A 26377-nucleotide genomic window follows, 5' to 3' on the forward strand; every position below is an offset into this window, starting at 1 on the left:
AGGAATTTTAGAGAACACTAATAAACGACCGACCTCAACACCGACCTTAACATTTGGTTAAACCACACCTTGGCCTACAAATACAAACAACCTAATCCCTCAAAACCCAAGCCTCAATGCCAAAAAACCAACCAAAGATATATTTTTTAAAGGTTTTAGTAGACACTAGCTAAATCCCTTGGAAGGTTTAAGCTACGCTAAAGCTTACATTCAAAGATTATACTGTTAAAGATTAAACCAATGAATAAAACTAGATTTCTAATCCTGTTACTGTTGTTGTTTGCTCTTGAGTGGCTACCCATCGTTCGAGCCGAGCTGATTACTCCCTTTACTGAACAGTTAGCTGCAATCAGTGCAGGCATCATGAAATTCTTTGATGCAGATGTCACCTCCAATGGCATCATTATCCAAAGCCTTGCGAATGGTACTTCCGTGGTGATTCTAGCGGGCTGCAATGGAATTGAAGCCATGATCTGCTTAACCGCTGCGATACTTGCCTACCCAGCCACTTGGCAGCAACGCTTATGGGGTTTGTTATTAGGCTATCTGGCGATTCAAAGCTTGAATATTCTTAGAATTATTAGTCTATTTTATCTACTTCAATGGAATAAGCAGTGGTTTGAATGGGCGCACCTTTACATTTGGCAAGGCTTGATTTTCCTTGATGTATTGATTGCTTTTATTATTTGGATTCGTTGGGTCGTTAAGCAGAATAAATCCACCGTACAGCAACCTGCTTTGGATCATGGCTAACAGCCTCTTGCATCAGCTGTTGATCAACTCAAACTTAAGTCCACGCTGGTTTTTAATCAGAACCCTCGTCTACTTACCAATTTTGTTGATCCTAGGCTATTTACTCTCAGCTTGGTTAGTGCGCCCTGCACTCGAGCTCGCCCAATGGTTGTTACCTTTAGGTTTACCCCATTTAATTGAAGCCGCTGATATACAGCAGCACTATTTGATGCTGCATACTTATCTAGGCGCTCATAGCAGTGCCGAATTACCGCAAGGTTTTGCGCGTTTTTCTGCTAATTTTTTTGTGACCGGTCAACACTATCCTTTCTTGCTGACCCTCCCGCTCGACAGCCTCAAATATGCTTATGGCCTACCCGTTTTAAGTGCTTTAGTCCTAGCCAGTCCCGGCCAAGCTAGCACTAAATTAACGACCTTGTTCCTAGGTTGGGGCTTAGTCAGCCTGATTGTCGTCTGGGGGCTTTATTTCAATACGGCTAATTTATTAGTGCTTGATTTTAAACCCGAGCTAACGAATCAAGCTAAAACACTCTGGCCGCTATTCAATGAAGAACTAGTACAAGCCTTCATTGCCTTAGCTTATCGAATTGGTTTTCTGATTTTTCCTGCCGTGCTACCCATCCTGCTCTGGGCGCAGCGCAACCCGCTATTCCTTGAGCAACTGATTCATGGCTCACTACGCTACGAAAGTAAGCCGCAAACTTAGTTAGGCCTATGCCTTAGTTCATCATCCTAGCCATCAGTAGGCTATGCGCTCTGTTGTGAACGCGCTAACATAGCGCCCTCTTGTCAAAAGCAATGGTGAGCTAACCCCGATGAATGCTTTGGAATGGCGTGTTGCCTTTTCACTCTCTGCTGTGTATGCCGTGCGTATGCTGGGTTTGTTTATGATTCTGCCCGTATTCGCCCTCTATGCACAGACACTCCCCAACTCCACTGAGTTACTAGCGGGCATCGCCATTGGTATTTACGGTCTGACTCAAGCTATTTTCCAAATTCCACTGGGTATCGCCTCTGACCGGATTGGGCGTAAACCCGTGATTATTGGAGGTTTATGCGTCTTTGCCTTAGGCAGTATCCTTGCTGCACTTGCACAGTCAATTGAAATGATTATTGTCGGGCGGACTCTGCAAGGGATGGGAGCTATCGCGGCCGCAACGATGGCATTAGCCGCTGATTTAACCCGTGAAGAAAATCGCGCCCGGGTCATGGCTTTCATCGGTATGACGATTGGTTTGTCATTTATGGCAGCGATTATTTTAGGTCCGATTATTTATACTCAAGCGGGCATGGCAGGGATTTTTTGGTTCACCTTTGGCCTAGCGATTACCGGGATTTTATTAGTGGGATGGGTTGTACCTACCCCGTTGCATATTCGTTCACATCGTGATGCTGGGATTGTAAGTGGCTATCTGCTGAAAGCACTTAAAAATAAGGCATTGTTACGTATGAATGCGGGGGTATTCGCTTTACATTTGATAATGACAGCTAATTTTTTAGTCATCCCTACCTTATTTATTCAGCAGCTTGACTTGCCAACTTTGGAGCATTGGAAAGTTTATCTACCGGTGTTTTTAGTAGCTTTCATTGGCTCAATTCCTTTAATTATTGTTGCAGAAAAGCGGCATAAAATTAAACCTATGCTATTAGCTGCGATTACCTTATTAGTACTAGCTGAAATATTGCTGGCACTAGGATATGAAGAGCGCTACTGGTTATTAATCGCTTTTTCTTTATTCTTTTTGGGCTTCAATTTCTTAGAAGCCATTCAACCGTCCTTAGTCGCCAAATACTCCGCCGTGGAAACTAAAGGCACAGCGATGGGGATTTATAATAGCACGCAATTTTTGGGCATTTTCGTAGGGGGTCTCGTGGGGGGTTGGGTGAACCAGCAATGGCAAGCAGCAGGCGTGTTTTGGTTAAGTGCGGTTGTAGCAGCCACTTGGCTATTGATCACCTTAAAGCTCCCCACTCCCGCCTTTTATACCAGCCGCGTCGTGCGGTTTGAACATGCGGTTTCAGACTGGGAAACCATGTATCAAACCTTGCAAAAAGTGCGCGGCATTTATGAAATTGCGATTGTGACCGAAGAGCAAGTCGCTTATCTGAAAGTCGATAAAAAAGAACTCGACGAGCAGGGGCTTCGTGCAATTTTAGAGGCAGCCGCGTAAAATTAGCCGTCATACCTCAAGAAAGGATCGAATATGGCACGCGGAATTAATAAGGTTATTTTGGTCGGTACTTTAGGGCGCGACCCAGAAACCAAATACATGCCTAGTGGTGGCGCAATCACCAATGTCAGTATTGCCACCAGTGAGCAGTGGACTGATAAGACCTCCGGTGAAAAGCAGGATCGTACCGAATGGCATCGAGTCGTTTTTTTCAACCGCTTAGCCGAAATTGCGGGTCAATACCTGCGTAAAGGCCAACAAGTCTATATCGAAGGCCGCTTGCAAACTCGTAAATGGCAAGGTCAAGATGGTCAAGACCGTTACACCACTGAAATCATTGCGGATCAAATGCAAATGCTAGGTGGGCGCTCTGAAGCTGGGAGTACAGGGGAATTTAATGCACCACCACCCACAACTAGTGGCTCAGGTAATTTCAGCGGAGCTCGCCCCGCAGCACCACCGTCTAGCACTCATTCAGCGCCAGCATCGGGACGGAATGATTTTGAAGACTTTGATGATGATATTCCGTTTTAGCTATCATTTAAGTCTAGTCAGTAAAATCAATACACTAAGCCCCTGAGGAAAAGGGGCTTTTTTATTGCATTAACCACCGTTCAAGCGAAAATTATTTCGATGCCAAATGAGAAAGGAAGCATGTTCTGGCGTAATCCAACGCAACACCATTTGATCCATCAATCCGATCCGTTGTTGTTGCTGTATTGAAATCTTGTGACTAATCAATATTTTTCCATTGGTATCAAAGCTAATTAGCCCACGATCAAACAGTGCATCCAGATTGGCTGATAGCAGGAAACCGTTGAACACATCCAGCCGTTCTTCATCGGATTCACACTCAGACCAAGGCTTGGCGTGGCTGGCGCGCAGCATTTCCGGGATGGCAATACCTGTCACGGCGCAAGCTCCACCCCAATAATCCAGCAGGGCTTCACGGAAGGTATCCTGCGCCACCCGCTGCTTGACCAAACGCTCGACTTCAGTGCCAGTGTCCTTAACTTTTGCCAGCTCACGCTGAAAGCGGGCATGGAAGGTCTCGGCGGCTTGATTGGGTAGGGCAGAGGCAAGTTCAGCCGCTCGGCGTAGCAGCCCTGCTAATTGGTCAGACGCGCTGACACTGAAGGTGATGGCATCTGTCAGCGGATAATCACGTGCCACTTCTTTAGTCAGCAGTGGTTTATTGAATGTGACGTGCCATTCACGACTGGTTGGACGGGTAATCGTTGCCTGAGCATGATGTCTGGCAGACCCCGCCAGCACTGCCATGTCGTCACTGGTGATGATGTTTTCCCAGCCGTGTTCCAAGGCGGTTTTTTCGATGCGGGTGCGTTCGAGGATGTTCATGCGTCAAACTTGGGCAACGTCAGTTTATCCAGCTCACGCTGTAATTCTTGCTGCAATTGTTCTTCGGTCGGCAAGTGCAGTTGGTAGCGGCTGGCGAAGATTTGCTGGTTGTGATTGCCCAATACATAGCGCACCACGGCATCATTTTTCTCACTGCACAGAATCAAGCCAATCGTGGGATTGTCATCGGCATTGGCAATGTCGTGGTCGTAATAATTCACATAGAGCTGCATCTGCCCTAAGTCTGCATGATTTAACTTGCCTAGTTTGAGGTCAATAACGACGTAGCATTTCAGTTTGACGTGGTAAAACACCATATCAGGATAGAAATGGTCGCCATCTAGCGTTAGGCGTACTTGCCGCCCGACGAAGGCAAAACCGCTGCCGAGTTCCAGCAAGAAATCCTGCAATTGTGACAACAGGGCTTGCTCCAGTTGGCTTTCCTGCCATTGGTGGGCTTCGGGCAAGTCGAGAAATTCCAGCACATACGGGTCTTTGATTACATCGAGTGGACGGGTGACTAGCAAACCCTGATTCGCCAGTTGCATGACCCCTTCCTTGTCACGGCTTTTGAGTAAGCGGTCGAACAGTAGGGAGCTGATTTGACGCTCCAGTTGGCGTGCCGACCAGCCGTTACGGATGGTTTCAATTTCGTAAAACTGGCGGGCTTCTTGTCGCTCAATTTTCAGTAAGATGCGGTAGTGCGTCCATGACAGCCCGGTGTGGAGTTTTCCCGGTTGCCAATCCGATTCCTGAGCGGGTGTGGTGACTCCCACAGAAATAACACGCGCTGCGTGTTGAATCTCCATGAGAGTGGGGTATGCGAGAAAAAATGCCCGCATGTATTGCAAGGCACTCACCGAAAACCCGCTACCGTATTCGTCTGTCAGTTGTTGGGAGAGGGATTTCAACAGGGCTTTGCCATAGGTTGCCCGCTGTTCGCCGCCTTGTTCGGCTTCGACAATCTGCTTGCCGATTAGCCAGTTGGCGCACACATGAGCCGAGTTGACGGAACGGATGGCTTGTTGGCGTGAGGCTTCCCAAATGTCACGGATACGCGCCATCAAGTCGGTCTCGAGGGTTGCTTCCGTTTGTATTGGGTGTTTTTTTTCGTCCATTTTCCAAGTATCCTTTGTGAGCGAGCTGTTGGTAAAAATCTGCTTCCAACCTCTGCCTGAGCCTTCTCACCAACATGGCGACATCGGCTCCCTGACGACCACGGTAGGTGTGCAGTTCATCCAGCACCAGAAACTCCAGACCATGACAATGTTCCACTACCCGACGATCCCTTGATTCGTAACGGGTCAGGATCAGTTCCAGCATCATGAAGTTGGTCAGTAATATATCAGGCGGGTTACTGGCGATGCGTTCCCGCTCTGCGGTTTCATCTTGCCCAGTATAACGCTCTACAGTAAAAGGCTTTTTGTCCGCCGCATAGCCATGCAGGAACTTGTTAAGTTCTTCCAACTGGCTGTTTGCCAAGGCATTCATCGGGTAAATGACGATAGCCCGCGTCCGTGGTGTCGGGTCTTTTTCCTTTGATCTCAGTATCTGATCCACGATGGGAATGAAGAACGACAATGACTTGCCTGAACCCGTCCCTGTCGTTACCACATAGCTTTTGTCTTCTTTGGCGGCAGTGATCGCCTCAAGCTGGTGTGTGTACAAGTGAAGGGGGGCAGGCTTTCCATCCGTTTTGCCTACTTGAAAGATGTCTGCACAGACTGGGTGTAACAGTCCCTGCTTAACCAAGTTCTGGACACTATCTACACGCTTGTAATTGGGGTTGATCTGGATCAGGGGTTCAGGCCAGTAACGACCCTTCTGATACTCGCCGTCAATCCTATCCTTAATATCTGAAGCTGCTATTCTGGTGAAACTACGCGAGAAAAGACTGTAGCCACTTACTAAATCATCACGTAAATCAAAAACATCCAGCATTAGATAAAATCCTCTTGGAGGCAAGTTTCTTTAAAAGAATAATCAGCGGCTTCACAGAAACTGTCACTGTGAAGTGCGACTAGAAACTATATACTACATCGTAAGGAGTAGTTACCAATGCTAAAATTGGAGTACATAGCGGTGTAAACTGTACAACTTTTTTAATTCATAGTAAGTAGCATAAAGTCTCAATCAACTGATGCTAACTTAACTTCAAAAATCAGCTTAAGTTCGAAATTCAGTGGGATAAGCTTATCCCAACCATTTGAATCTTAATCTTGGTAACTTTAAAATTTGAGCTATATCGACGAACCAAATAGTCTGAGTAAACATCACACCGTCTTTGCAATTAAACATCGCCCACTGTTGTGAGTTGATAGATATTCTAGGCTTATCTGGGTACACTCACCCCCTAATCACTTAAGTATGGGTAGTTTTAGGCTCAGCCCTAGCCGTAGAGGATGATATGGATTTCCAACAATATATCCGCAAAATTAGCGACCATCAGCTGCTTAGTCACACAGAAATGACTGAAGCTATGCGTATCATTATGACGGGTCAAGCCACGCCTGCCCAAGTGGGTGCTTTTTTGCTAGGTTTGAGAATGCGCGGCGAAACCGTCGAAGAAATTACCGCTGCGGCCAGTGTGATGCGCGAATTAGCCACTCCCGTAGCGATTAATCACGAGTATTTAGTCGATACCTGTGGCACTGGGGGCGACTCTTCCGGGACTTTTAATATCTCTACTGCCAGTGCGTTTGTGGCCGCCGCCGCTGGTGCACGAGTGGCTAAGCACGGTAATCGCTCAGTCTCCAGTAAATCTGGTAGTGCGGATGTATTGGAAACCGCAGGCATCAATTTAGAATTAACCGCCGATCAAGTCGCCCGTTGCATTAATGAACTCGGGGTCGGCTTTTTATTTGCCCAAAAGCATCATAATGCCATGAAACATGCGATTGGCCCACGGCGTGAACTGGGTATTCGCACAGTCTTTAATTTACTCGGTCCACTCACTAATCCGGCGGGAGCACCCAATCAAGTCTTAGGGGTCTTTGCGAAGGCTTGGGTGCGTCCGATTGCTGAAGTCCTGCAAAAACTCGGTAGTCGCCATGTGTTAGTTGTGCATTCAGCAGATGGCTTGGATGAAATTAGCATTGCTGCCCCTACTTATGTGGCAGAAATGAAAGAGGGTGTGGTGCGTGAATATATTCTAAATCCTGAAGATTTGGGGTTGCGAACCGCCTGTTTAGATGAATTAAAAGTGCCAACCTCAGCAGATAGCTTAGCGATGATTCGGCACGCTTTAAGCAATCAGCCAAGTGCAGCCAGTGATATTGTGGCTCTGAATGCGGGGGCCGCCATTTATGTCGCTGGTTTAGCAACGAGTCATGCCGACGGAGTAAAACAAGCTCAAGCGGTGATGGCAGATGGTAGTGCTTTAGCTCGTTTACAGCAGCTCGCTCATTTCAGCCAACAATTTCAACCCGCTTCATAGAGGAAGTACCGCATGAGTCAAGCCGATATTTTGCAAACCATCCTCCAAACTAAGCAGCAAGAAATTCAAGAGCGCTCTGCACAACTTACGCTGGCTCAACTTAAAGAATACGCTGCAAGTGCTGAGCCAGTACGGGGCTTTTTGCACGCCATGCAAATTAAAATTCAAGCCAAGCAGCCTGCTGTGATTGCTGAAATCAAAAAAGCTTCCCCCAGTAAAGGCGTCATTCGAGCCGATTTTGACCCACCGGCGATTGCCCAAAGCTATGCACAAGCCGGAGCAGCCTGTTTATCAGTCTTGACCGATGCTCACTATTTTCAAGGGCATGAGGCTTATTTAAAAGCAGCCCGGGCGGCCTGTAGCCTACCGGTTATTCGTAAAGATTTTATCATTGATCCTTACCAGATCTATGAAGCCCGTGCGATTGGAGCGGATTGTATTCTCTTAATTGTTGCGGCCTTAACTGATCAGCAGTTGCATAGTTTATATGCCCTCGCGACCGATTTAGGCATGGATGTCTTGATTGAGGTACATGATCATGCTGAGTTAATGCGTACCCTCCCCTTAAATCCGCCCTTGATTGGAATCAATAATCGCAATCTGCGTAGCTTCGCCACCTCTTTACAAACGACCTTAGATTTATTAATAGATGTACCTAGCCATAGTTTACTCGTGACCGAAAGCGGTATTCATACGCCAGCGGACGTAAAATTGATGCGTGATCATCAAGTCAATGCTTTTTTGGTGGGTGAGGCTTTTATGCGAGCAGCTGATCCGGGCGCTGAATTGGCGCATTTATTTTTTCACTCGGTTTAACACTAACCGCTTTACTAGACAATAACTCAAGGCTGCTAGCATGTTAACGCACCCACAATTTGATCCTGTCGCTCTAAGCCTAGGTCCACTGAAAATCCATTGGTATGGCTTAATGTATGTCATTGGTTTTTTGGGCTTTTTAATCATTGGCAAATATCGCGCCCGCAAGCCCGGTAGCTTATTCAAACCCGAGCAAGTCGATGACATGATGTTTTGGGGAGCCATTGGGGTTGTACTCGGTGGGCGCATCGGCTACATGCTTTTTTATAATTTCAAATCCCTACTCAGCGACCCGCTTTCTTTCTTCCAAGTCTGGGATGGAGGCATGAGTTTTCATGGTGGCCTAATCGGTGTCACCGTGGTTATGTTTGCTCTGGCCCGTAAATGGAAAATTAGTGTTTTGAGTCTTGCTGATTTTGTAGCCCCTCTGATTCCGATTGGCTTAGGTGCAGGGCGAATTGGCAACTTCATTAATGGTGAATTATGGGGACGACCCACCGATCTGCCTTGGGGGATGGTTTTTCCGCAAGTAGACTCTTTACCCCGTCACCCGTCACAGCTTTATCAAGCCTTTTTTGAAGGTTTCGTACTCTTCGTCGTGCTTTGGCTATTTACCCTCAAACCGCGTCCTACTGGGGCAGTTGCCGGCTTATTCCTCACTTTATACGGTTCATTCCGCTTCTTTACTGAGTTTTTCCGTGAGCCTGATATTCAATTAAAGTATGTGGCATTTGATTGGCTGACTCAAGGGCAACTCCTGAGCATCCCGATGATTTTAGCGGGTTTAGGTTTGATTGGGTGGGCTTATCATGCTGCTCGGCAGAACTTAGGAAAATAATTTTTAAGCCAATTGTTAGCTTTAGTTAGCTTTAGTAACCGCTAGGGCAATAAATCGTCGCTTGCTCATGATCTGTAGTTGGCCCATATTTGCTGCATAGCACAAATCAATAACGACCACAGAATCAGAGAGTTAAAAAAATCATGAACATTAAGTCATTAATTGAAAAAATCTATAATAGTTTTGAAGTGTTTGGCTATGCTCGCGCAGCGGCCGAATTGCAACGCATGAGCGATTCCCAATTACTCTCCTTAGGTTTATCTCGCCATAAGATTGCGCAAGGGCAGGCCGGTTTACCTTGGACGATTGAGAGTATAGCGTTGGCGCCAGCGTCTCAAGCCAGCCAGACTGCGGCCAATCAAGCTGAGTTTAGCTCAAAAACTATCGCAGCGGCTTAATTAGCCATCTACGGGCTGCCTAGGTGTCTTGAGGGTCAATTGGTAAAAGGCTAAATCTAGCCAACGTCCAAATTTAAAGCCCGCTTGTTGAATCGTCCCTGCATAAACAAAGCCTAGGCTCTCATGCAGGGCGATACTGGCTGCGTTCTGTGCATCAATGCCACCAATCATTAAATGATAATTCTGCCCCTCTGCTGTTTGAATTAAAGCGCGCAATAAGTGCTTCCCTAAACCTTGCCCACGTTGCTTAGGGTCTACATAAATCGAATGCTCGACGCTGTACTTATAAGCCGGATAAGGGCGAAAGCGAGCATAGCTGGCAAAGGCTAATAACTGTCCCTCTTGCTCTAAACCTATCACCGGCCAACCTTCAGCCGTTTTTGTGGCAAACCATGCTTGCATAAAGGCTAAACTTCGAGGCTGATAATCATACAAAGCGGTGGAATGAATGATCGTATGGTTAAAGATGGCGAGAATCGTGGCTGCATGCTGCTCATAGGTACAATGAATTAATTCGGGCATAGGCACTAATCCGATAAAAGGCCGTGAAATGCGCACATATTAAACAAAATTGTCATGCAACTCAGCTAACATGTACTAAACTCTTGGCATGAATTCATACATGAATTGACAGAGGATGGCCTTCAAGCCAGAACGTGAAGGTGGAGGAGGCTTCCTACCAGAATAGACGTTGGAGGGTCATTCTCTGTCAGTTCCACCGCCTCAATACCTTAAGCTTGTGGCGGATTGAAACAAGCCATTAAATCCGCGAGCAGACGTGAGACTTCGCCGGTCATTAAAGTAAACTCAATATCTTTGCGCTCAGCATGAGATTGAGGGTCTTGCTCATTCAACTGCTCATCAAACACATCTAAAAACTTTAACCGCCTGATTTGTAAATTATCTGTTAAAACAAAGCTAATCCGCTGATCCCAAGTTAACATTAATTTAGACACCAATTTGCCAGTAGCCAGATTAGATTTTACTTCATCGGTTAATAATTCGTGCTTTTTAAACACGGCTACACTCTGCTCATCCCCTTGGCTGCGCAATTCGCACTCTTCCCCTAGTTCGAACTTAGGCGGCAACACGCCTTCAGTGAGCCAATGTGTCATTAAAAAGGTGGGGCTATTGCTGGTTTCTGGAGCAGCCAACGGCAAACTATCTATACATTTACGCAATAGAGCGGTTAAACGCTCTGCTTGGCTGGCAGATGAGGTATTGATCACTAACCAATGCTCATGCGGATCAATCCAAGCATCCAGTTGGCGAGTACGAGTAAACGCTTGCGGGAGTAATTCAAACTCAATCTGCTCACGCAGATCTTTCTTTTCACGGCTACTAAGCTTGCGGTTTTCTCGCTCTTGCAGCTCACTGACGCGCTCATCTAACTCTTCTTTGACCACAGAAGAGGGCAACAGACGCTCCTGATGCGCTACCGTCATCCAAATATATCCATTGGCCGCATGCACCAAAGACTCAGACGGTTTACCCAAAGGAGCAACCCAACCACTGGTTTCACGTTGATCTTTAAGACAGCCGATAAAAGGCCGTGCCGCTAATGCTTCATGCAAAGCTTCTGCCGTTAAGGGAAAAGCTTGCTGTAATTTGTAGAGATAGAGATTTTTGAACCACATGTCTGTTTGCACTCACGCCGCTATCAAGGCGGCGATTATGCAGGAAAGTGCTAACTCAAACAAACCCTACTGAACCGAACTGTGACCAAGGATTATTGACACCAAACCAGCGTGTCGCCAAAGTACCATAAACAGCTCGGAAATCCGTGGTCATATGTAAATTACCATCACCATCCAAATCGTTCAGACGCGGATTTTCTCCGTAGACACGTCCACCAGAAACCCGCCCACCCATTACTAACTGCACAGAAGCCGTCCCATGATCAGTGCCACCTCCACGGTTTTCCTGTACACGACGCCCGAACTCAGAATAAGTGATCACTAACACATCATCCCAGCGCCCATGTTGTTTCATCGCATCACCGAATGAATTTAAAGCAGCTGCTAATTCAAATAAGAGATTATTGTGCACATTCAGTTGGTTAGCATGGGTATCATAGCCACTGTGCTCAAGTTTATACACGGCGGTATCAACATTGCTCAAAATCATTTGAGCCACTGACTCTAATTTACGTCCGAGTACACTGGTAGAAAACCCGGGTAAGCGTACTGGGCTGGCTAATTTCTCTTTCAGCTGCTGACCGGCATTATGCAATTGATGTTGAATATTCACGACATGCTTTAAAGCAGCACTACCATGATTAATGGGTTGAATATCCTCGACCAAACCTACTTGGCTTAAAAATACCTGTGGGCTTTGCATTGCTATCGTATGGCAGTCCTTACCGGCCATTGGCCCGAGCAGACCCTCACCTAAGACAACACCATGTAAACCCTGTTTATACTGAGGCAACACTTGAGTGAGCCAGCCGATTTCAGAATGCTCAAAAGCACTGGTGGCGGTTTCCCAAATATCACTTGAGCGGAAATGTGACAGCACACCGTGCGGATAGCCCACCCCTTGAATCCAAGCTAAATCTCCCTGTTCCCACCAACGACGCAGGCTGGTCATATAGGGATTCACCGACATGCCATTATCCAGTGGAAACTCATTGAGTTTATGTTTAGGAATCAGTGTAGCTGAGCGATTTTTTGCATACAGTGAATAATCCCGTTGTGGAACCAGAGTATTTAACCCATCATTACCCCCAGCCAACTTAATTAAAACCACTGCTTTCTGACGCTTAGAACTGGTGACAATTTTTTTGCTGGCTTCAGTTTTATTTTTTGTTTTAGGTTCTGCTGCCCAAGCTAAATCAGGCAACAATCCAGCTGCAGGTAAAACACCTGCTAACTTCAAAAAACCACGTCTATTCATAAAACCCCTCAAATCCTGATGTTACAATGGTGTCCACTTATTATTTTTTTATTGGACACAAGCACCTACCTATTTTCATGATACTTGGAACGCTGGATCCAGCATCAAGGCATTGGCCAACCTTCGACTCCCGGGAATCTCTGGTAACTTATTCACCGGCGGCACAGCTAACATCCAATTGACCATCTCTTGTTGATCTTTGGGTGGTAAACGTAAACCGGTGTCGACTCGACGATTCAAATTGCCTCTTGATACTTTAGATAAATAAGAAGCTCGAACCAACAAAGTCTGCGTACTAATCCAATTTTCACCTCCAAGCCAACCACGTACATTGGGTGGGTCAAACAATTGCTGCCCCATTAAGCGGCACAAATTAACCATTTCTCCGGTACTTTCCCGTGGGTAATTGGCCATGCGGACTGTGCCAACTAAGAGTTCCACCGGTGATTTGACCAAACTACCACGATTAGTCGCATCCCAAAATTGGGGGCTATTAAAAACGACTCGTAATAATGCTTTAATATCAAAGTCTGCACGGCGAAATTGTGCAGCCCAAGATTGTACAGTCGCTTTATCTGGGCGCTTGCCACTGACAAAATTTTGCCAAACACGCTCGACTAAGCGCTCAGCAGTTCGTGGGTGCTCAATCAAAAGATCAATCACCTCATCACCGCTAAAAGCCCGAGTACGTCCTAAAATAGTGACTGGGCTAGGGTCATGCTGCCCGGCACTATAAGCAAATTCACTTTGCCCCGGACTAATCCCCCAACCAGTAAACACCTTGGCGACGGCTTTTACATCCGCTTGTCCATATTCGCTCGTACCAACGGTAAATAACTCTAATAATTCACGCGCAAAGTTTTCGTTCGGGCGACCCTTTACATTCTCATAACCGTCTAAATACACCAGCATCGCAGGATCACGAGCGACCGCTTTGAGTAAATGACGAAAATTACCTAAAGCATGCTGACGTAACATCAGATTTTGCTTATGTAATAGACTTGGCTGTAAAGTCTTTTGAATAGAGGAAGGAAAATAATTATGCCAAAACAAAGTCATGCGCTCGATAAAAGGCGATGAAGTCAAGAGCATTTGCTCTATCCACCAACCTTGTAAACGTTTTCCCTCATTTTGTGCAATCGACCAAGCATCTTTACGACCTTGGGCGCTATCATCACGCATCGGCTCTAACTTGTGCCACGGTGTCAAAGCAGGCGCGGGTCTAACTGGCGCAGGTGCAGGATTTAAGACGATTTCAACCGCCTTTTCCCGTGTTAACCCCTCCAAGTTTTTCACGCTCTCCCACTCTACACCTAGCCCGGTACGGGACACAAGATGACGAGCTTCACTGAATGTGAGTATGTTCATAGGCAACCATCATCAGCAACAGTAGAAATTAAGCCTGCTAAGAATAACACTATTCTTTCGCACAAAACTGTCTAAATATCAAACATTCTGTGCAAAATACAGTCGAAAAACTTATTTAAGCCCGTTTTTTTAAAAAATGTATAAAAATCAAGCTGTTTACGATCATCTATACGACTTCAAGTCTAAATAAAACCGTATAAGCTTGTTAGTTTTAACGACTAACGGATGATGTTTAGTTTCCACCACCGACCTTATTCTTAACAGCATGTGCGAGTTGGTGCACAGCCATTGCATAATAATTACTGTGATTATAGCGGGTAATCACGTAAAAATTATGGTAACCAATCCAAGGCTCTTTATAGCCACCAGGGACCGTCGATAAAGCGACCAAGTGAGTTCTAGCCGTATTGCTCCAGCGACCACTTTTGGGTGCTACCCCTATTTGTGCCAACTGCCCCGGAGAATATTTAACCTTAAAGCCATCCGGTACATTGGCATAATCACTCGAAGCAACTTCAGCGGGGACAGCGACTTCTTGACCCGACCGCCAGCCATGCTCTGCAAAGTAATTGGCAATACTGCCGATAGCATCCACTGGATTCCATAAATCCTTAATGCCATCTCCATCAAAATCGACGGCATAGCTACGGAAGCTACTTGGCATAAACTGTCCATAGCCCATCGCACCCGCATAAGAACCTTTGGGTGCTAAAGGATCCATACGCTCAGAACGAGTCATCAACATATAATTGGCTAATTCTTCAAAGAAAAAATCACTGCGCCGTTGATTGGTTAAAGCAGAAGTCGTCAAGGCATCAATCACCCGGTGCTTACCTAAAATACGCCCCCAACGAGTTTCTACGCCCATAATGCCGACGATATAGGCTGGGTCAACGCCATATTGCTGGTGAGCACGCTGTAAATGTCCAGCATACTGCTGCCAGAATTGCGTCCCTTTTTGAATATTCGCAGGAGTTACAAATTTAGAGCGATAATTATACCAGCCGCCGGGGCTACTCGCAGAGGCTGGGCTAGCCCAAAGACGGGCGACCTCATCCCGATTACGGACTTGTGAAAACACGCCAAACAGATAATTGCGATTAAAGCCACGACTGGCCATCTGCTCTATAAAGGATAATAAACGGGGATCACCCGCAAAATCCCCTGTTAAGGAAGCCGCATAATAATGCCCCACGCCTTTGCCACCATAGCTAACCGAACTCGGTGCTTGTGCTTGCTGTTGAACCGGACGTGCTTGCCGAACTGGCTTAGGTGCAGCACTAGCTTGTTGCTGTTTTGCGGCTTGCTGACGCTCCCACTCTTGCTGACGTAACAGGCGTAGCTGTGCCAAGCGCTGTTGAGCAGCAGATACTTTTCGCGGCTGGCTAGCAGGTCGAGTGATAGGCCGAACCGGCGCAGCGACCACAATTTGCGGTTCGGTGGCGGGTTGCGCTAATTTTTTTGTGTCCACAGTTGTACTCACTTCTGTTTTTTGTGGAGTCGCCGTACAGCCACTTAAAACACCGAAACAACTGGTCAGCATCACGCCACCTAACCATAACCGACCTGCTTTCATCCCTTACTCCTTGGTTAATTTAATTGATTATCAGCGGGTACTCTTCTGTGGAGTACTCGGTGCTTTTAGTTAGTAAAATTCATAAAATTAGGTACTTCCTCCACAATCGGCGGTACTTGATTGGCAACAGCATCCCCTACCGTCACCGGATCCGGTGAGCTAAAAGAGGGAAAGCGCCAACCGCCGGGCATATAGCCTAACTCGTGGGGGGCATTAATCATCTTATCCCAAGCATCCGAAGTCTGTTCCGTGTAAAAATCAGGCCAAATATAGCGCGTATCGCCCCAAGGTTTAGTTTCTTTCTTTACTTCAGGCGCAGGAGCTGGCTTAGGGCCGGGGCGGGCAGGCTGATTCGGGTTATACGGACTGGTATAAGCATAACTAGGCGCTGGCGTTTGCACAGCATTAGGTGCGGGCATACCTAAATTAGCCGGAGGTCTACCCATTGTATTCGGATAAGCAGCATAAGGATAAGGCCAAGTTTGTGCTTGAGGCATTTGTGGTGCCTGAGTCAAAGCTTGCATCGGATAATAAGGCTGCATCCCCATATTCGGATAAGCTGCATAGGGATAAGCTGGATAAGGATAAGCTGTAGTTGGCTGATAACCCGAGTTAGCGAGTGCTTGACTGGGTTGACTGGGTTGACTGGGTAATACTTGAGTTGGCAAGCTTTGGCTAGCGGCAGGTGCAGTGGGCGTCGAGTTGGGTGGAAAAACATAATTGCCCTGCGCGAATAACCAAGAGCTACTGCTGAATAGGATTAAACCTAACCAATATTTATACATGATGGAATACCTCAATAATGTCCTGCTGACAGGATAGCAGAGGTAAGAACAACATAAGCGATTTCCTTATCACTACAATAGCCCGCAAAGAATACTCAACTGTGGATAGCTCAACCTTATATCGCTATCACTGTCGAGCTTACCGATGTCGTCAACAATAGGCTAGTTTCCCTGAATAAGAAATGACTAAATGCCTCAACCCCTAGCATTTCAGCAAACTTTTATCAGATCATTATTCAAGACATTCGCCCATCCTCACCAAGGGATAGACGGTCGTGATTTAGATAAGTTGAAAGAACACTCGGTTGATAAATTCCCCAATCACCTTGTCATGCATCTCAATCGACTTAGAGAAGCAGAGGGTCTTGCGTTGTAGGCATTTGATACGGGTACGGAAGTTGAGGTTCTGTCGCTCAATGCTTTGAGTGAACCGCTTGCTAACCAAGTGCTGGTCTTCTGGCAATAGGCGGTCATTGCGCCAGCCATTAAATAGACTTGCCCATCGACATACTCATGGCGTTCTGCATTAAGCTTTTCGCCCACCAAATAATCTTGCTCTGAAATATAAACAGGCATTGCTTAGGTATTATCCATCTGCTGCATCCTAACCACGATTACTTAAACCTAGAGCAGGCCGTTTGAAAAAATATCCTGCCCAAATTCTCGTCAATATGTCCTTTAAACCTGCAATTCCGCCAAATCCCGATATAAATCTAAGGCCTCAGGATTCGCCAACGCATGCGTATTTTTCACGGGCCGATGATGCACGACCTCACGCACGGCTAACTCCACAATCTTGCCGGATTTAGTACGCGGAATAGCCGCGACTTGAATAATTTTTGCAGGTACATGACGGGGGGTGCAGTTGCTGCGAATCGTGTCACGGATTTTCTTTTTTAAAGCTTCGTCTAAGCTGTAGCCTTCACGCAGGACGATAAACAATACGACACGGACATCATGTTCCCAGTCTTGGCCAATGGCGATGCTCTCGAGGACTTCATCCAACTGTTCGACATGGCGATAAATCTCCGCAGTGCCAATCCTTACCCCACCCGGATTCAAGGTCGCATCGGAACGCCCAAAAATAATCACCCCACCGTGCTCAGTCAGTTCAACATAATCACCGTGATGCCAAATATTGGGAAAGCGCGCAAAATAGGCCTCATGATATTTCTGCCCTGTTTCATCCCCCCAGAAAAAAGCCGGCTGACTCGGGAAGGTTTTCGTGCAGACTAATTCACCCTTTTCCCCCACCACTGACTGACCCTCCTCATTAAAGACCTCAACCGCCATGCCTAAACCTCGACACTGACTTTCCCCACGATACACGGGCAAAATGGGGCAGCCGAGTACAAAACAAGAGACAATATCGGTCCCGCCCGAAATCGAGGATAAACACACATCCTGCTTAATCGAACGATACACATAATCAAAGCTCTCCGGTGCAAGCACTGAACCGGTGGAACATAGGGTACGTAGCGCCGATAAATCATGAGTTTTAATCGGCTCTAGCCCTGCTTTATGGAGTGCCTCCAAATACTTAGCCGAAGTTCCAAACAAGCTCACCCCGACCTCTTGCGCATAATCCCAGAGCACATTGCCATTTGGATAGAAAGGCGAACCCTCATAAAGCACTAAACTTGCATTTGAGGCTAAACCGCTCACCAGCCAGTTCCACATCATCCAGCCACAGGTTGTGAAATAAAATAGCCGATCACCGGGGTGTAGATCACTATGCAGTTGTTGCTCTTTCAAATGTTGTAAGAGCACGCCACCCACTTTATGAGTAATGCATTTAGGCTTGCCTGTCGTCCCTGAGGAGTACAAAACATACAGTGGATCATTGAAACTACAGGGAACAAAGTTAATTTGCTCAGAGGCTGGCGTTGCCAAGACCTCTTGCCAAGCGATAAAAGAGCCATCCGCCACCCTAGGCAATGTAGGGTTGAAACCAACAAAAGGCAGGATAACGGTTTGCACTAAGCTCGGTAAGGCCTGCTGTACTGCTGCAACTTTGGCACGAATATCAATACGCTTACCATTATAGAAATAGCCATCCGTCGCGAATAATACTTTCGGTGCCGTTTGGCCGAAGCGCTCAATCACACTATCCTCACCAAAATCCGGTGAGGTCGAAGTCCAAATCCCGCCTAAGCTCGCAGTCGCCAACATCGCGACAATCGTTTCAGGCATATTAGGCAAATAGCCTGCCACCCGATCACCTTTGACCACCCCCATTTGCTTGAGCCAATTCGCTACTCGTGAGACTTGCTCATACAGTTGCGCATAACTCATCCGTGAACGAATTTGATCTTCGGCTTTAAACTCAATCACGATAGTGGCTACACCGGTGGCCGGCTCACGTAAGAGATTTTCTGCAAAGTTTAATTGTGCATCGGGAAACCACTGAGCCTGCTCAATATCATCGCCATTGACTAAAATACGTGAACCCTTCTCGCCAATCACTTTGGAGAAATCCCAAACGGCTGACCAAAACATTTCGTGCTGATCAATCGACCATTGATAGAGATCTGGGTAATTTTTTAGATTATGCCCACTCCGGTCTTCCGCAAACTGGATAAAATCATCTATTAATGCGCGCTCCATGCGCTCAGGGCTAGGTGACCATAAAGCGGTTGTTTGCTCCATTGTATTATCCTCCTCAACTTATCCAACTTAGCCTGCTAGCTTAGCTTTGCAAGCGCGGGGAATCACTTGTAAGCGCGAATTAGGGTCAAGCGCCTCACTCCATAACTTAACCGGCGTATTACTCCCAAACGGCTCATCATAATCGAGCCATTGTACTTCACGTGGGGCTTTCTGCTCGGTATAGCGCGCATCGTAGCCCAAATAGCGGATATATTCAGCATGGCGTTTGGCTTTGGTCAGATCCTCAAAAAAGCCTAAAGAAATCGCATTTTCATACGGACCTGCATCAATCACCAACAGGTCTTTCACCTCAAACCCCCGCATATCCTCCACCACCGCTTGGGCTTCAGCACGAGTAGGTAAAGGCGGGATATACACCAAATAATTTAGAGTTTCTAAGGTACGTAAGGTACGCAAAGCGACCGCTAAACCATAATTGCGTACTTTAGTGAACACCTCATCCGCAACACGTTGGCTGAGATAAGGGCCGATGGTGTAGCAACTACTCGGTGATTGATCAGTCGCACTGCTATAGCTAGCAGGAGCAACATCTTTAGCCAGCTGTAAACTTGGAATATTCGGCTCAGTTAAGGGAATAGGCTCTGGAAGATCCTTAGGTCCCCAGCCATTTAAAGCGAACAGCGCTAGATTTAAAATAATCAGCAGCACAACTAGAGCTTGCATGCCTCTTGCTCCGCAACATATACCAAGCCCTCCATTAACGCCTCAGGATAAGCCAAATGCGCTAAGCGTAAATGATTAGTGAGTAATTCAGTATCCCCACCACAAAGCAAAATTTGGGCAGGTTCAGTCATTTGTTCCTGCATGCGCGTGCCGATGCCCTCTAAAGCCCCGACTAAACTCAATAAGCAACCACTTCCCATACTCTGCAACGTATTGTTATTAAAGACCTTAGCCTGTTCAAAAGGTGTCGCTGACATATGTGCGGCTTGAGTACGGTGAATTAAAGCATCACTGAGGAGCTGTAAACCCGGCAGAATCACCCCACCTAAATGTTTGCCATCCGCTTGCAAGGCATCCACCGTGACGGCTGTACCGCAATCAATCAGAATCGCTGCTTGTGACCCAAGGAGCTTACGGACTGCTAATAAACCAACAAAACGATCCGCACCAAACTGCGCAGGGTTAGGATAAGCCAGTTCAAGCCCATAAACACCCGCCTGTGCTTGCACCACACTTAAACCAACCGCCTGCTGTGCACAGAAAGCCTCTAGCGCCTCAGTAAAAGCTGCTCCCAATACATGGACTAAGATAATGCGCTCGACGCTTTGCTGTGCTAATAAGGTTTGTAAATGCAGCAAAACCCCCGTTTGTGGAAGATGCTCACCGTAAGGCCAAGCCTGCTGTGGGCTGCGTTGCCCCTTGGAAAAACTGGCCCATTTAAGGCGGGAATTACCTGCATCTATCAGAAGCGTTGTCACGAAAGCTGTCTCACCGATACCTCTGCTGAAGAAAAGGCTCTGCGGCTACCATCCGCCAGTGCCACCTGCAATTGCCCTTGCTCATCTAATCCACAAGCTATCCCTTGCCACCGTTCGCGACCTGTATCAACCTGTACTGGCTGCTGATCAAGCCAATCCCAGCGCTGCCACTGTTGCTTAAAATTAGGCAGATTAAACTGTGGGAATGCTTGTAAAGCGGGGATTAATTGCCTGAGTATAGCCGCGATTAGGCGGTTGCGGTCAATGCTCTGCTGCATAATTTCCGACAGATCGCACCAAGTCTGATCAATGCTTGCTCCTGCCTCCAGCGACATGCCGGTATTTAAGCCAATGCCGATCACGACTTGCTGTAAAGGCTGGGCGGTTTGCAGCAAAATCCCCCCTAATTTCTGCCCCTGATAATAAATATCATTCGGCCATTTGAGCATCTGCCCCTCAAGACCATACTCAGCTAAAGCCTCCGCGACAGCCACTCCGACCACTAGACCTAAGCAAGCATAATGAGCGGGAACTTGCTCAAAGCACCAACGTAAAGAGAAATAAATATTACCACTCTTCGGTGATTGCCAAACCCGTCCCCGCCGTCCACGCCCTGCGGTTTGCTCCTCAGCCAGACAAATACCAAAACAGTGATTCGGTTGCGCTAATAACCAAGCATTGGTCGAATCGAGACTGGGGAAAATATGAATTTCCTGCACAACAGCTCGCAACTCGGGCTGAATTTGACTAAGAATTTGCTGTTGATCTAAAGGCATGGGTACTGACATAGCAAACTTGTGCAACTAAAAAGATGACCTTAGCCTAAATGAACTCATAGGTATAGTTAATCGCTCAATCGCGGTCCACAACGGACAGATGCCTTGCCTAAACTCAATGACAGACCCTGCGAATGCTGATTGGCAAACGCACCAAAATAGCGCAATATTTCATTCACCTAATACCATCAACAGAAGTGAGTACACTATGGCGAATCTTCCTCAAGTCATTCGGATTGAAAATGGCGAAGCAGTTAAACACACTTTCTCAATCGAGGAGTTTCAACGCCGCCAAAGCAAATTACGCGCCCTAATGGCTGAACTGCAAGTCGATGCCATCCTGTTTACTTCGATTCATAATATTAATTATTACTCTGATTTCTTGTACTGCTCGTTTGGTCGACCTTATGGCTTAATCGTGACCCAAGACAAAGTGGTGAGTATCTCTGCCAATATTGATGGTGGCCAACCGTGGCGACGTACTGTCGGTGATTACAATTTGGTTTATACCGATTGGCAACGTGATAACTATTTCCGTGCGGTACAACAAGAAATCAAAGACGGTCAGCGTGTCGGTGTTGAGCATGATCACATCACTTTAGAACGTTTGAACAAGCTACAAGCGGCTCTACCTACCTCGCAAATCGTTGATATTGCTGCCGCTGCGATGCGCTTACGCATGCTCAAATCCGCTGAAGAAATCGCACATATCAAACAAGGCGCTCAAGTTTGTGACATCGGTGGTGCTGCTTTAGTCGCCGCAGTCCATGAGGGGGTCAGTGAACATGAAGTCGCTTTGGCCGCTACCCAAGCGATGGTGCGCGAAATTGCTAAGCGCTATCCGCATGGGGAATTGATGGACACCTGGACGTGGTTCCAATCGGGCATCAATACTGACGGCGCACATAACCCCGTCACCAGTCGCCAAGTGCAACACGGTGATATTCTCTCTCTGAATTGCTTCTCGATGATTGCGGGTTATTACACCGCGTTAGAACGTACTTTATTCTATGGTGATTGTGATCAAGCCTCGTTGAAACTATGGGAAGCGAATGTACATGTGCATGAAGAAGGTTTGAAACTGGTCAAGCCGGGCGTGCGTTGCTGCGATATTGCACTGGAATTGAATAAAATCTACGAAAGCTATGGCTTGCTGCAATACCGCACCTTTGGTTATGGGCATAGCTTCGGTGTACTCAGCCATTATTATGGGCGTGAAGCAGGCCTTGAGCTGCGTGAAGATATTGAAACCGTCTTAGAACCGAATATGGTAATCTCGATTGAACCGATGATTATGCTCCCTGAAGGACTGCCGGGTGCGGGCGGTTATCGGGAGCATGATATTTTAGTGGTGACAGAGAATGGGGCAGAGAATATTACGGGCTTCCCGTATGGGCCGGAGAAGAATATTATTCGGGCGAGGTAGGGTTTGGGGGGATAACAGTAGTTTTGCCCAAGAATCATTACTGAATTGTAAACGGCAAAGCGATTAGGTTTTAAGATCGCTTTGTTCCTTATGACGAAATATTAGTGCCTGTTGAGCTGGATCATACTGATAATGCACAATTTGCTCAGTCATCAATAAACGGATAGCCTGATCAATCACGCTCATCGGTACAACAAACCATTCGCGTGGACTGTGCCGCTGCCCTTCCCCATCAAATATATCCAGATTCAAGCACGCTTCGGCAAACAAGGTGTGTAATAGCAACTCCAATTTTTGCGGATTCAGATCGTAAGTCAGATACTCTGCTACCACTTCGACATCTGCCATTAAATAAGTCGGTTCTTGTGCAGCATTTTTTAGGCGCTGAGCTATGGCTTGGCTAGAAAAACCAATTTTGTACAAATAAGGCAGTTCCAAAATAGCGGGATTGCTGCTCAAGGAACGCAACACGTAAATCACACCCGTCTGAGTTCCGGTTTCGCTGACTCCAGCAAAACCAGCAGCAAAGCGGGCATGAGTTTCTAACTCTGTATCAGTGACGATATAGCCATCCTTGTACAAAGCTTTCGCTAAAGAACGGTAAAGCATATTGGATTCTGTACCGTTTTCAAACACACAGTAGGTTCGACCATCCTTACGATAACGCTGCCCATTGATCGTTTTTTCTTCTGAAGTGAAATGTACTTTCACCATTTTAAGTAAAACACCATCGAGCACATAATAAGCTCCATCTACTAACTGATCACCCTTGTCCGTAAATGGCAGAAGTTTGCGCTTGCCAATCGCTAACTCACGCTGTACCTGCTCGAACTCTGCTTCATAAGTCATAAATTCAGCCGGATCACACGGTTTACGTTTAGCAACATACTCGCTACTGGCACGTGATGTCACACTGACATGGCGAAGCTGCAAAATACTATCAGCACTCGCTTGCTCTGCTGATGCATTGCCTAGCAAACCTAACGGATCATCTAGTACATCTTCTACCGTTGGAACGCTCAGGCACGGCAACAATCACCTTTTTCATGCCTTGGTTAAACAGTTTATCCAGTGCCAAAAACATCAAGGCACGGGATTTACCGGAGGCTGGTGGGGCTTTCAGCAACAGGTATTGGGCATCACGCGCCAGAAATGCCTTGGCTTGCATTTCACGCATTCCCATACGGTCAATCGCGGTGCTTTGACCCGTTTGGGCGTAGGTAACATCAACAAGATTGGGCATTCTTCACTCGCCTTGGATATTTTTCTCAAAAAAAGCACGGATTTGCTGCTTACTAACCACTTCTTTGGGTTGCAGGTAAGCGATATTGTCGTCTTCAATGTCGTCAATATACAGCAACGCAATACACAACAGTTTGTAGCTGATGCCATCAACCACGCCTTGTGCCGCCGTAAAAATACCCTTAATACTCATGCCGTGTTTGACCAAACAGTAAAGGTCATAGTAATCACGGTATTTTGCCCGCAAAAATAAGGTATTAGTTTTCATGGCAGCAATGGCTTCCAGCGATGCTACATTGAGTGTACCGACCGTACTAGGACGCAGGAATGCCCACTGAGCGTTGAAAAAAGTGACTTTTACGCCGTCAATCAGCAAATCCAGTTGATCGGTATTGTCGTTCAGCACTTCGGTGTGTTTGAAATGCTTGAGGTAGTGCAAAATGTCTTGTTTTTGGAAGCTATCGGCGTAGGTGAAAAAATCTAAATCTTTGCTTTGCCGATGGCACAGGTGCAAGGCTAACGCAGAACCACCCACTAGCACGTAGTTCTGTAGGAAGGGGGCAGTCTTGATTAGCTCCAGTAAAACCGTTTTAGTCTTAACCAGCAAGTAGTCTAAATTTAGCGAGTCGTTCATGTTGCAGGTTCTCAAAATCGCTGGCTTCAACATCCAGATGGAAGAATACGCGGGCAATGAAGTAATTAAGGCGTTTGAAACGGGCATCTGACTTTACATCACGCTCCCAGACTTCACGTACCTTGCTTTCACCGTACATTTCTAATATGACGCGGATTTCATCAATGTCCCCGTATTTCAGAACGGTTTCGCACAATAGATTGTCTTTGCTTTCATCATAGGTAATATCTGGGGCGTAGCTCCAGAACAATCCTTTGTCACGAATTCGCTTAAAAAATATACACCGTAATCCAAATTCAGATAACATCTGCGTCTCCGTCATATTGGTGGATGTCTTTCATTATAATCACTTTTTACCACTTTTGCTTTCCGCCGCTATCATCTCTTCATACAGCTTAAACAAATATTCCAACCGCTCTTCGTCGTTGGTGAAGGGTTTGGTGCGGTAGCATTGCTCGATAGCGATGTCCATGTCGTGGTGGGCTTGGCGGAGGGCTGCGGGCATTTTGTCGGGGTCGTAGAGTTGTGCCATTGTCTTTTCGGGGTGTTTTTCGCGTTCATCCAAGACGCGGAAGACGTGATCTTCCAGCTTCTCTTTTTGCTTTGCCGAAATATCAGGAAACGGAAACGTGTTATAACAAAGCGTTGCCGAATAACGATAATCTGTTTTTAAACGTCCAGCTACGGCTCGCACCCAAGTCATGTGCATCCGCGACGAAATCACCGCAAATATCCACGTCGGCGGATCATAAACCGCATAAGCCAGATCGTTAATAATATTTTTTTCATCAAGAAAACCGATTGGAATATAATATCTTCTTTCTGAAGAAACACGTGGAATAATAATTGAGTTCGTATCTTGATGCCTTACTTCGACAAAACGATAAGGTTTAATTGCAAATTTTCTAGTATCCACTTTCTTGCTATCTAATCGCATTGATTTAACAGCATCTATTCTATTTTTTATACTTGGTATTTTTAGTGCATCATCCACTTCATCGTTTTTTATCCATAAACACCATCGCTCTTCACCTCGAATAAATTCACTAGAGCCGATGTATCTTTTTATGAATTTATCTGAACGTGCATCATTAGAAATCATCTTATTTTTTCATCAGTTGATAAAATCAAATTCCCTCCATCCTTAGGCATATCTCCAAGCGAGATCAATGGGAAATTTGATAACGGGTGGTTTCTTTTGAAAATTGCTACTGAGTATCCTGATGTAATATATGGTGTGATTGATTCTACATTTTTCTTAACACCATTACTGTAAATAATTTTCTTTGAATTGCTTTTTTTTGATAAGCCACTGTCATACAGCCGCCCCATGCGCTCTGCTGCTTTTACATCTGCAGGGTTTTCACTTTGGAACTGCGTTTTTTCCATACCTGCCCACGGTAGGAAAAAATCAAAATACTTAGGCAAATCTGCCAGCACAATATCTAGCGTATCTTGTGTTTTAGTATCAACTGCTAAAAGGTGTTTTAAATCGGTAATAATCAGAAGGTCATGTATTCAAGAGGTTGAATAGAGTTTAAACTACTGCAGTTGATTGGCGTAGAGTAGTGAATCATGGCAACGATAGAAGTGTTATGTCCGAAGTGTTCCAGTGCGGTGTATCGACATGGTAAGGCCGCCAGTGGAGAGGCGCGTTATCGCTGCCGAGGGTGTCATCACTGTTTTCAGTTGAACTACCGTTATGAAGCGAATCGCCCTGGTGTAGCGGAGCGGATCATTGACATGGCGATGAATGGCTCAGGGGTACGTGATACGGGTCGGGTGTTGAAGATCAGCCCGACGACCGTGGTGC

General features: G+C 46.4%; 29 protein-coding genes and 1 pseudogene. 10 read left to right on the forward strand and 20 right to left on the reverse strand.

The genetic code is table 11. From position 1 onward, the window contains the following. Window positions 1-240: 240 nt before the first annotated feature. The 4 genes from xrtH (at window position 241) to ssb (ending at window position 3458) form a co-directional block, all read left to right on the forward strand. The gene (gene xrtH / locus B5D50_RS09550) at window positions 241-753 is read left to right on the forward strand and encodes an exosortase H (protein WP_078922378.1); all 513 of its coding nucleotides are present in this window, start codon (window positions 241-243) and stop codon (window positions 751-753) included. Then, window positions 746-1459, forward strand: a complete 714-nt coding sequence (locus B5D50_RS09555) for an exosortase H-associated membrane protein (protein ID WP_078922379.1) — start codon at window positions 746-748, stop codon at window positions 1457-1459. Before xrtH ends, B5D50_RS09555 begins: the two co-directional genes overlap by 8 nt. 109 nt (window positions 1460-1568) lie before the next feature. Continuing rightward, a complete protein-coding gene (locus B5D50_RS09560) occupies window positions 1569-2924 on the forward strand; it encodes an MFS transporter (RefSeq protein WP_078922380.1) in 1356 nt (451 codons plus the stop codon). 33 nt (window positions 2925-2957) lie between these two features. Beyond that, window positions 2958-3458, forward strand: a complete 501-nt coding sequence (ssb, locus tag B5D50_RS09565) for a single-stranded DNA-binding protein (RefSeq protein WP_078922381.1) — start codon at window positions 2958-2960, stop codon at window positions 3456-3458. A 69-nt stretch (window positions 3459-3527) separates the two neighbouring features. Here the strand turns inward: ssb and B5D50_RS09570 are convergent, their stop codons facing one another. From B5D50_RS09570 to B5D50_RS09580, 3 genes are read right to left on the reverse strand one after another with little or no spacing between them, the layout of a single operon-like run. After that, window positions 3528-4283: an HNH endonuclease gene (locus tag B5D50_RS09570; RefSeq protein WP_078922382.1), complete on the reverse strand. Its 756-nt coding sequence runs from the start codon at window positions 4281-4283 to the stop codon at window positions 3528-3530. After that, a complete protein-coding gene (locus B5D50_RS09575) occupies window positions 4280-5347 on the reverse strand; it encodes a PDDEXK nuclease domain-containing protein (protein ID WP_234975845.1) in 1068 nt (355 codons plus the stop codon). The genes B5D50_RS09570 and B5D50_RS09575 overlap by 4 nt, the downstream gene beginning before the upstream one ends. Then, on the reverse strand, window positions 5331-6224 hold the full coding sequence (locus B5D50_RS09580) for a DEAD/DEAH box helicase (RefSeq protein ID WP_078922384.1): 894 nt from the start codon (window positions 6222-6224) through the stop codon (window positions 5331-5333). The genes B5D50_RS09575 and B5D50_RS09580 overlap by 17 nt, the downstream gene beginning before the upstream one ends. A 466-nt stretch (window positions 6225-6690) precedes the next feature. On the opposite strand from B5D50_RS09580, the gene trpD reads away from it, so the two are divergent. The 4 genes from trpD to B5D50_RS09600 all read left to right on the forward strand — a co-directional run bounded on the left by trpD (window position 6691) and on the right by B5D50_RS09600 (window position 9771). Then, a complete protein-coding gene (gene trpD, locus B5D50_RS09585; RefSeq protein WP_078922385.1) occupies window positions 6691-7719 on the forward strand; it encodes an anthranilate phosphoribosyltransferase in 1029 nt (342 codons plus the stop codon). Window positions 7720-7731: 12 nt separating this feature from the next. Next, on the forward strand, window positions 7732-8535 hold the full coding sequence (gene trpC, locus B5D50_RS09590) for an indole-3-glycerol phosphate synthase TrpC (RefSeq protein WP_078922386.1): 804 nt from the start codon (window positions 7732-7734) through the stop codon (window positions 8533-8535). Window positions 8536-8575: 40 nt separating this feature from the next. Continuing rightward, window positions 8576-9373: a prolipoprotein diacylglyceryl transferase gene (gene lgt, locus B5D50_RS09595; protein WP_078922387.1), complete on the forward strand. Its 798-nt coding sequence runs from the start codon at window positions 8576-8578 to the stop codon at window positions 9371-9373. A 143-nt stretch (window positions 9374-9516) separates the two neighbouring features. After that, window positions 9517-9771 carry a DUF1127 domain-containing protein gene (locus B5D50_RS09600; protein ID WP_078922388.1) on the forward strand — a complete coding sequence of 85 codons (255 nt, stop codon included), beginning with the start codon at window positions 9517-9519 and terminating at the stop codon, window positions 9769-9771. On the opposite strand, the gene B5D50_RS09605 is transcribed toward B5D50_RS09600, so the two are convergent. The 11 genes and pseudogenes from B5D50_RS09605 to B5D50_RS09655 all read right to left on the reverse strand — a co-directional run bounded on the left by B5D50_RS09605 (window position 9772) and on the right by B5D50_RS09655 (window position 21274). Beyond that, window positions 9772-10293 carry a GNAT family N-acetyltransferase gene (locus B5D50_RS09605; protein WP_078922389.1) on the reverse strand — a complete coding sequence of 174 codons (522 nt, stop codon included), beginning with the start codon at window positions 10291-10293 and terminating at the stop codon, window positions 9772-9774. A 209-nt stretch (window positions 10294-10502) separates the two neighbouring features. Beyond that, window positions 10503-11408 (reverse strand): recombination-associated protein RdgC, encoded by a 906-nt coding sequence (locus B5D50_RS09610; RefSeq protein ID WP_078922390.1) that lies wholly within the window; start codon window positions 11406-11408, stop codon window positions 10503-10505. A gap of 55 nt (window positions 11409-11463) precedes the next feature. After that, window positions 11464-12666 (reverse strand): DUF1501 domain-containing protein, encoded by a 1203-nt coding sequence (locus B5D50_RS09615; protein ID WP_078922391.1) that lies wholly within the window; start codon window positions 12664-12666, stop codon window positions 11464-11466. Window positions 12667-12741: 75 nt separating this feature from the next. Further along, window positions 12742-14034, reverse strand: coding sequence for a DUF1800 domain-containing protein (locus B5D50_RS09620; protein ID WP_078922392.1), 1293 nt, complete (start codon window positions 14032-14034; stop codon window positions 12742-12744). A 232-nt stretch (window positions 14035-14266) separates the two neighbouring features. Then, window positions 14267-15610 carry a lytic murein transglycosylase B gene (mltB, locus tag B5D50_RS09625; RefSeq protein ID WP_143594315.1) on the reverse strand — a complete coding sequence of 448 codons (1344 nt, stop codon included), beginning with the start codon at window positions 15608-15610 and terminating at the stop codon, window positions 14267-14269. A 65-nt stretch (window positions 15611-15675) separates the two neighbouring features. Next, window positions 15676-16395 (reverse strand): hypothetical protein, encoded by a 720-nt coding sequence (locus B5D50_RS09630; RefSeq protein WP_078922393.1) that lies wholly within the window; start codon window positions 16393-16395, stop codon window positions 15676-15678. A gap of 280 nt (window positions 16396-16675) precedes the next feature. Next, window positions 16676-16861, reverse strand: a pseudogene (locus tag B5D50_RS09635) (IS1 family transposase); the annotation flags it as partial. 212 nt (window positions 16862-17073) lie between these two features. Next, a complete protein-coding gene (locus B5D50_RS09640) occupies window positions 17074-19044 on the reverse strand; it encodes an acetoacetate--CoA ligase (protein ID WP_078922395.1) in 1971 nt (656 codons plus the stop codon). 27 nt (window positions 19045-19071) lie between these two features. Continuing rightward, window positions 19072-19728, reverse strand: coding sequence for a hypothetical protein (locus tag B5D50_RS09645; RefSeq protein ID WP_078922396.1), 657 nt, complete (start codon window positions 19726-19728; stop codon window positions 19072-19074). Continuing rightward, complete coding sequence (locus tag B5D50_RS09650; RefSeq protein WP_159448607.1) at window positions 19716-20486, reverse strand: type III pantothenate kinase; 771 nt, start codon at window positions 20484-20486, stop codon at window positions 19716-19718. The genes B5D50_RS09645 and B5D50_RS09650 overlap by 13 nt, the downstream gene beginning before the upstream one ends. Then, window positions 20483-21274 (reverse strand): biotin--[acetyl-CoA-carboxylase] ligase, encoded by a 792-nt coding sequence (locus B5D50_RS09655; protein WP_078922398.1) that lies wholly within the window; start codon window positions 21272-21274, stop codon window positions 20483-20485. Before B5D50_RS09655 ends, B5D50_RS09650 begins: the two co-directional genes overlap by 4 nt. A gap of 196 nt (window positions 21275-21470) precedes the next feature. Here B5D50_RS09655 and B5D50_RS09660 point away from each other — a divergent pair, with 196 nt between their 5' ends. Further along, window positions 21471-22688: a M24 family metallopeptidase gene (locus B5D50_RS09660; protein WP_078922399.1), complete on the forward strand. Its 1218-nt coding sequence runs from the start codon at window positions 21471-21473 to the stop codon at window positions 22686-22688. Between the two features lie 63 nt (window positions 22689-22751). Here B5D50_RS09660 and B5D50_RS09665 read toward each other — a convergent pair whose 3' ends face one another. The 6 genes from B5D50_RS09665 to B5D50_RS09685 are packed head-to-tail and all read right to left on the reverse strand — an operon-like array spanning window position 22752 to window position 26082. Beyond that, window positions 22752-23720: a GIY-YIG nuclease family protein gene (locus B5D50_RS09665; protein ID WP_200807072.1), complete on the reverse strand. Its 969-nt coding sequence runs from the start codon at window positions 23718-23720 to the stop codon at window positions 22752-22754. Further along, window positions 23677-23931, reverse strand: coding sequence for a DEAD/DEAH box helicase family protein (locus B5D50_RS09670; protein WP_200807073.1), 255 nt, complete (start codon window positions 23929-23931; stop codon window positions 23677-23679). The genes B5D50_RS09665 and B5D50_RS09670 overlap by 44 nt, the downstream gene beginning before the upstream one ends. 3 nt (window positions 23932-23934) lie before the next feature. Further along, the gene (locus tag B5D50_RS09675; RefSeq protein ID WP_159448608.1) at window positions 23935-24564 is read right to left on the reverse strand and encodes a nucleotidyl transferase AbiEii/AbiGii toxin family protein; all 630 of its coding nucleotides are present in this window, start codon (window positions 24562-24564) and stop codon (window positions 23935-23937) included. Continuing rightward, entirely contained in the window at window positions 24527-24871 is a 345-nt protein-coding gene (locus B5D50_RS20325) for a hypothetical protein (RefSeq protein WP_159448609.1), read from the reverse strand. Before B5D50_RS20325 ends, B5D50_RS09675 begins: the two co-directional genes overlap by 38 nt. A gap of 39 nt (window positions 24872-24910) precedes the next feature. Continuing rightward, on the reverse strand, window positions 24911-25666 hold the full coding sequence (locus tag B5D50_RS09680) for a type IIL restriction-modification enzyme MmeI (protein WP_078922401.1): 756 nt from the start codon (window positions 25664-25666) through the stop codon (window positions 24911-24913). After that, window positions 25663-26082: a type IIL restriction-modification enzyme MmeI gene (locus B5D50_RS09685; RefSeq protein WP_327193110.1), complete on the reverse strand. Its 420-nt coding sequence runs from the start codon at window positions 26080-26082 to the stop codon at window positions 25663-25665. The genes B5D50_RS09680 and B5D50_RS09685 overlap by 4 nt, the downstream gene beginning before the upstream one ends. Window positions 26083-26139: 57 nt before the next feature. Between B5D50_RS09685 and B5D50_RS09690 the strand changes: the two genes are divergently transcribed. Further along, window positions 26140-26377: IS1-like element transposase (locus B5D50_RS09690; protein WP_143594316.1), on the forward strand; the 238-nt coding region annotated here is incomplete at its 3' end.

The organism is Thiothrix eikelboomii, assembly GCF_900167255.1.
Lineage (GTDB): Bacteria > Pseudomonadota > Gammaproteobacteria > Thiotrichales > Thiotrichaceae > Thiolinea > Thiolinea eikelboomii.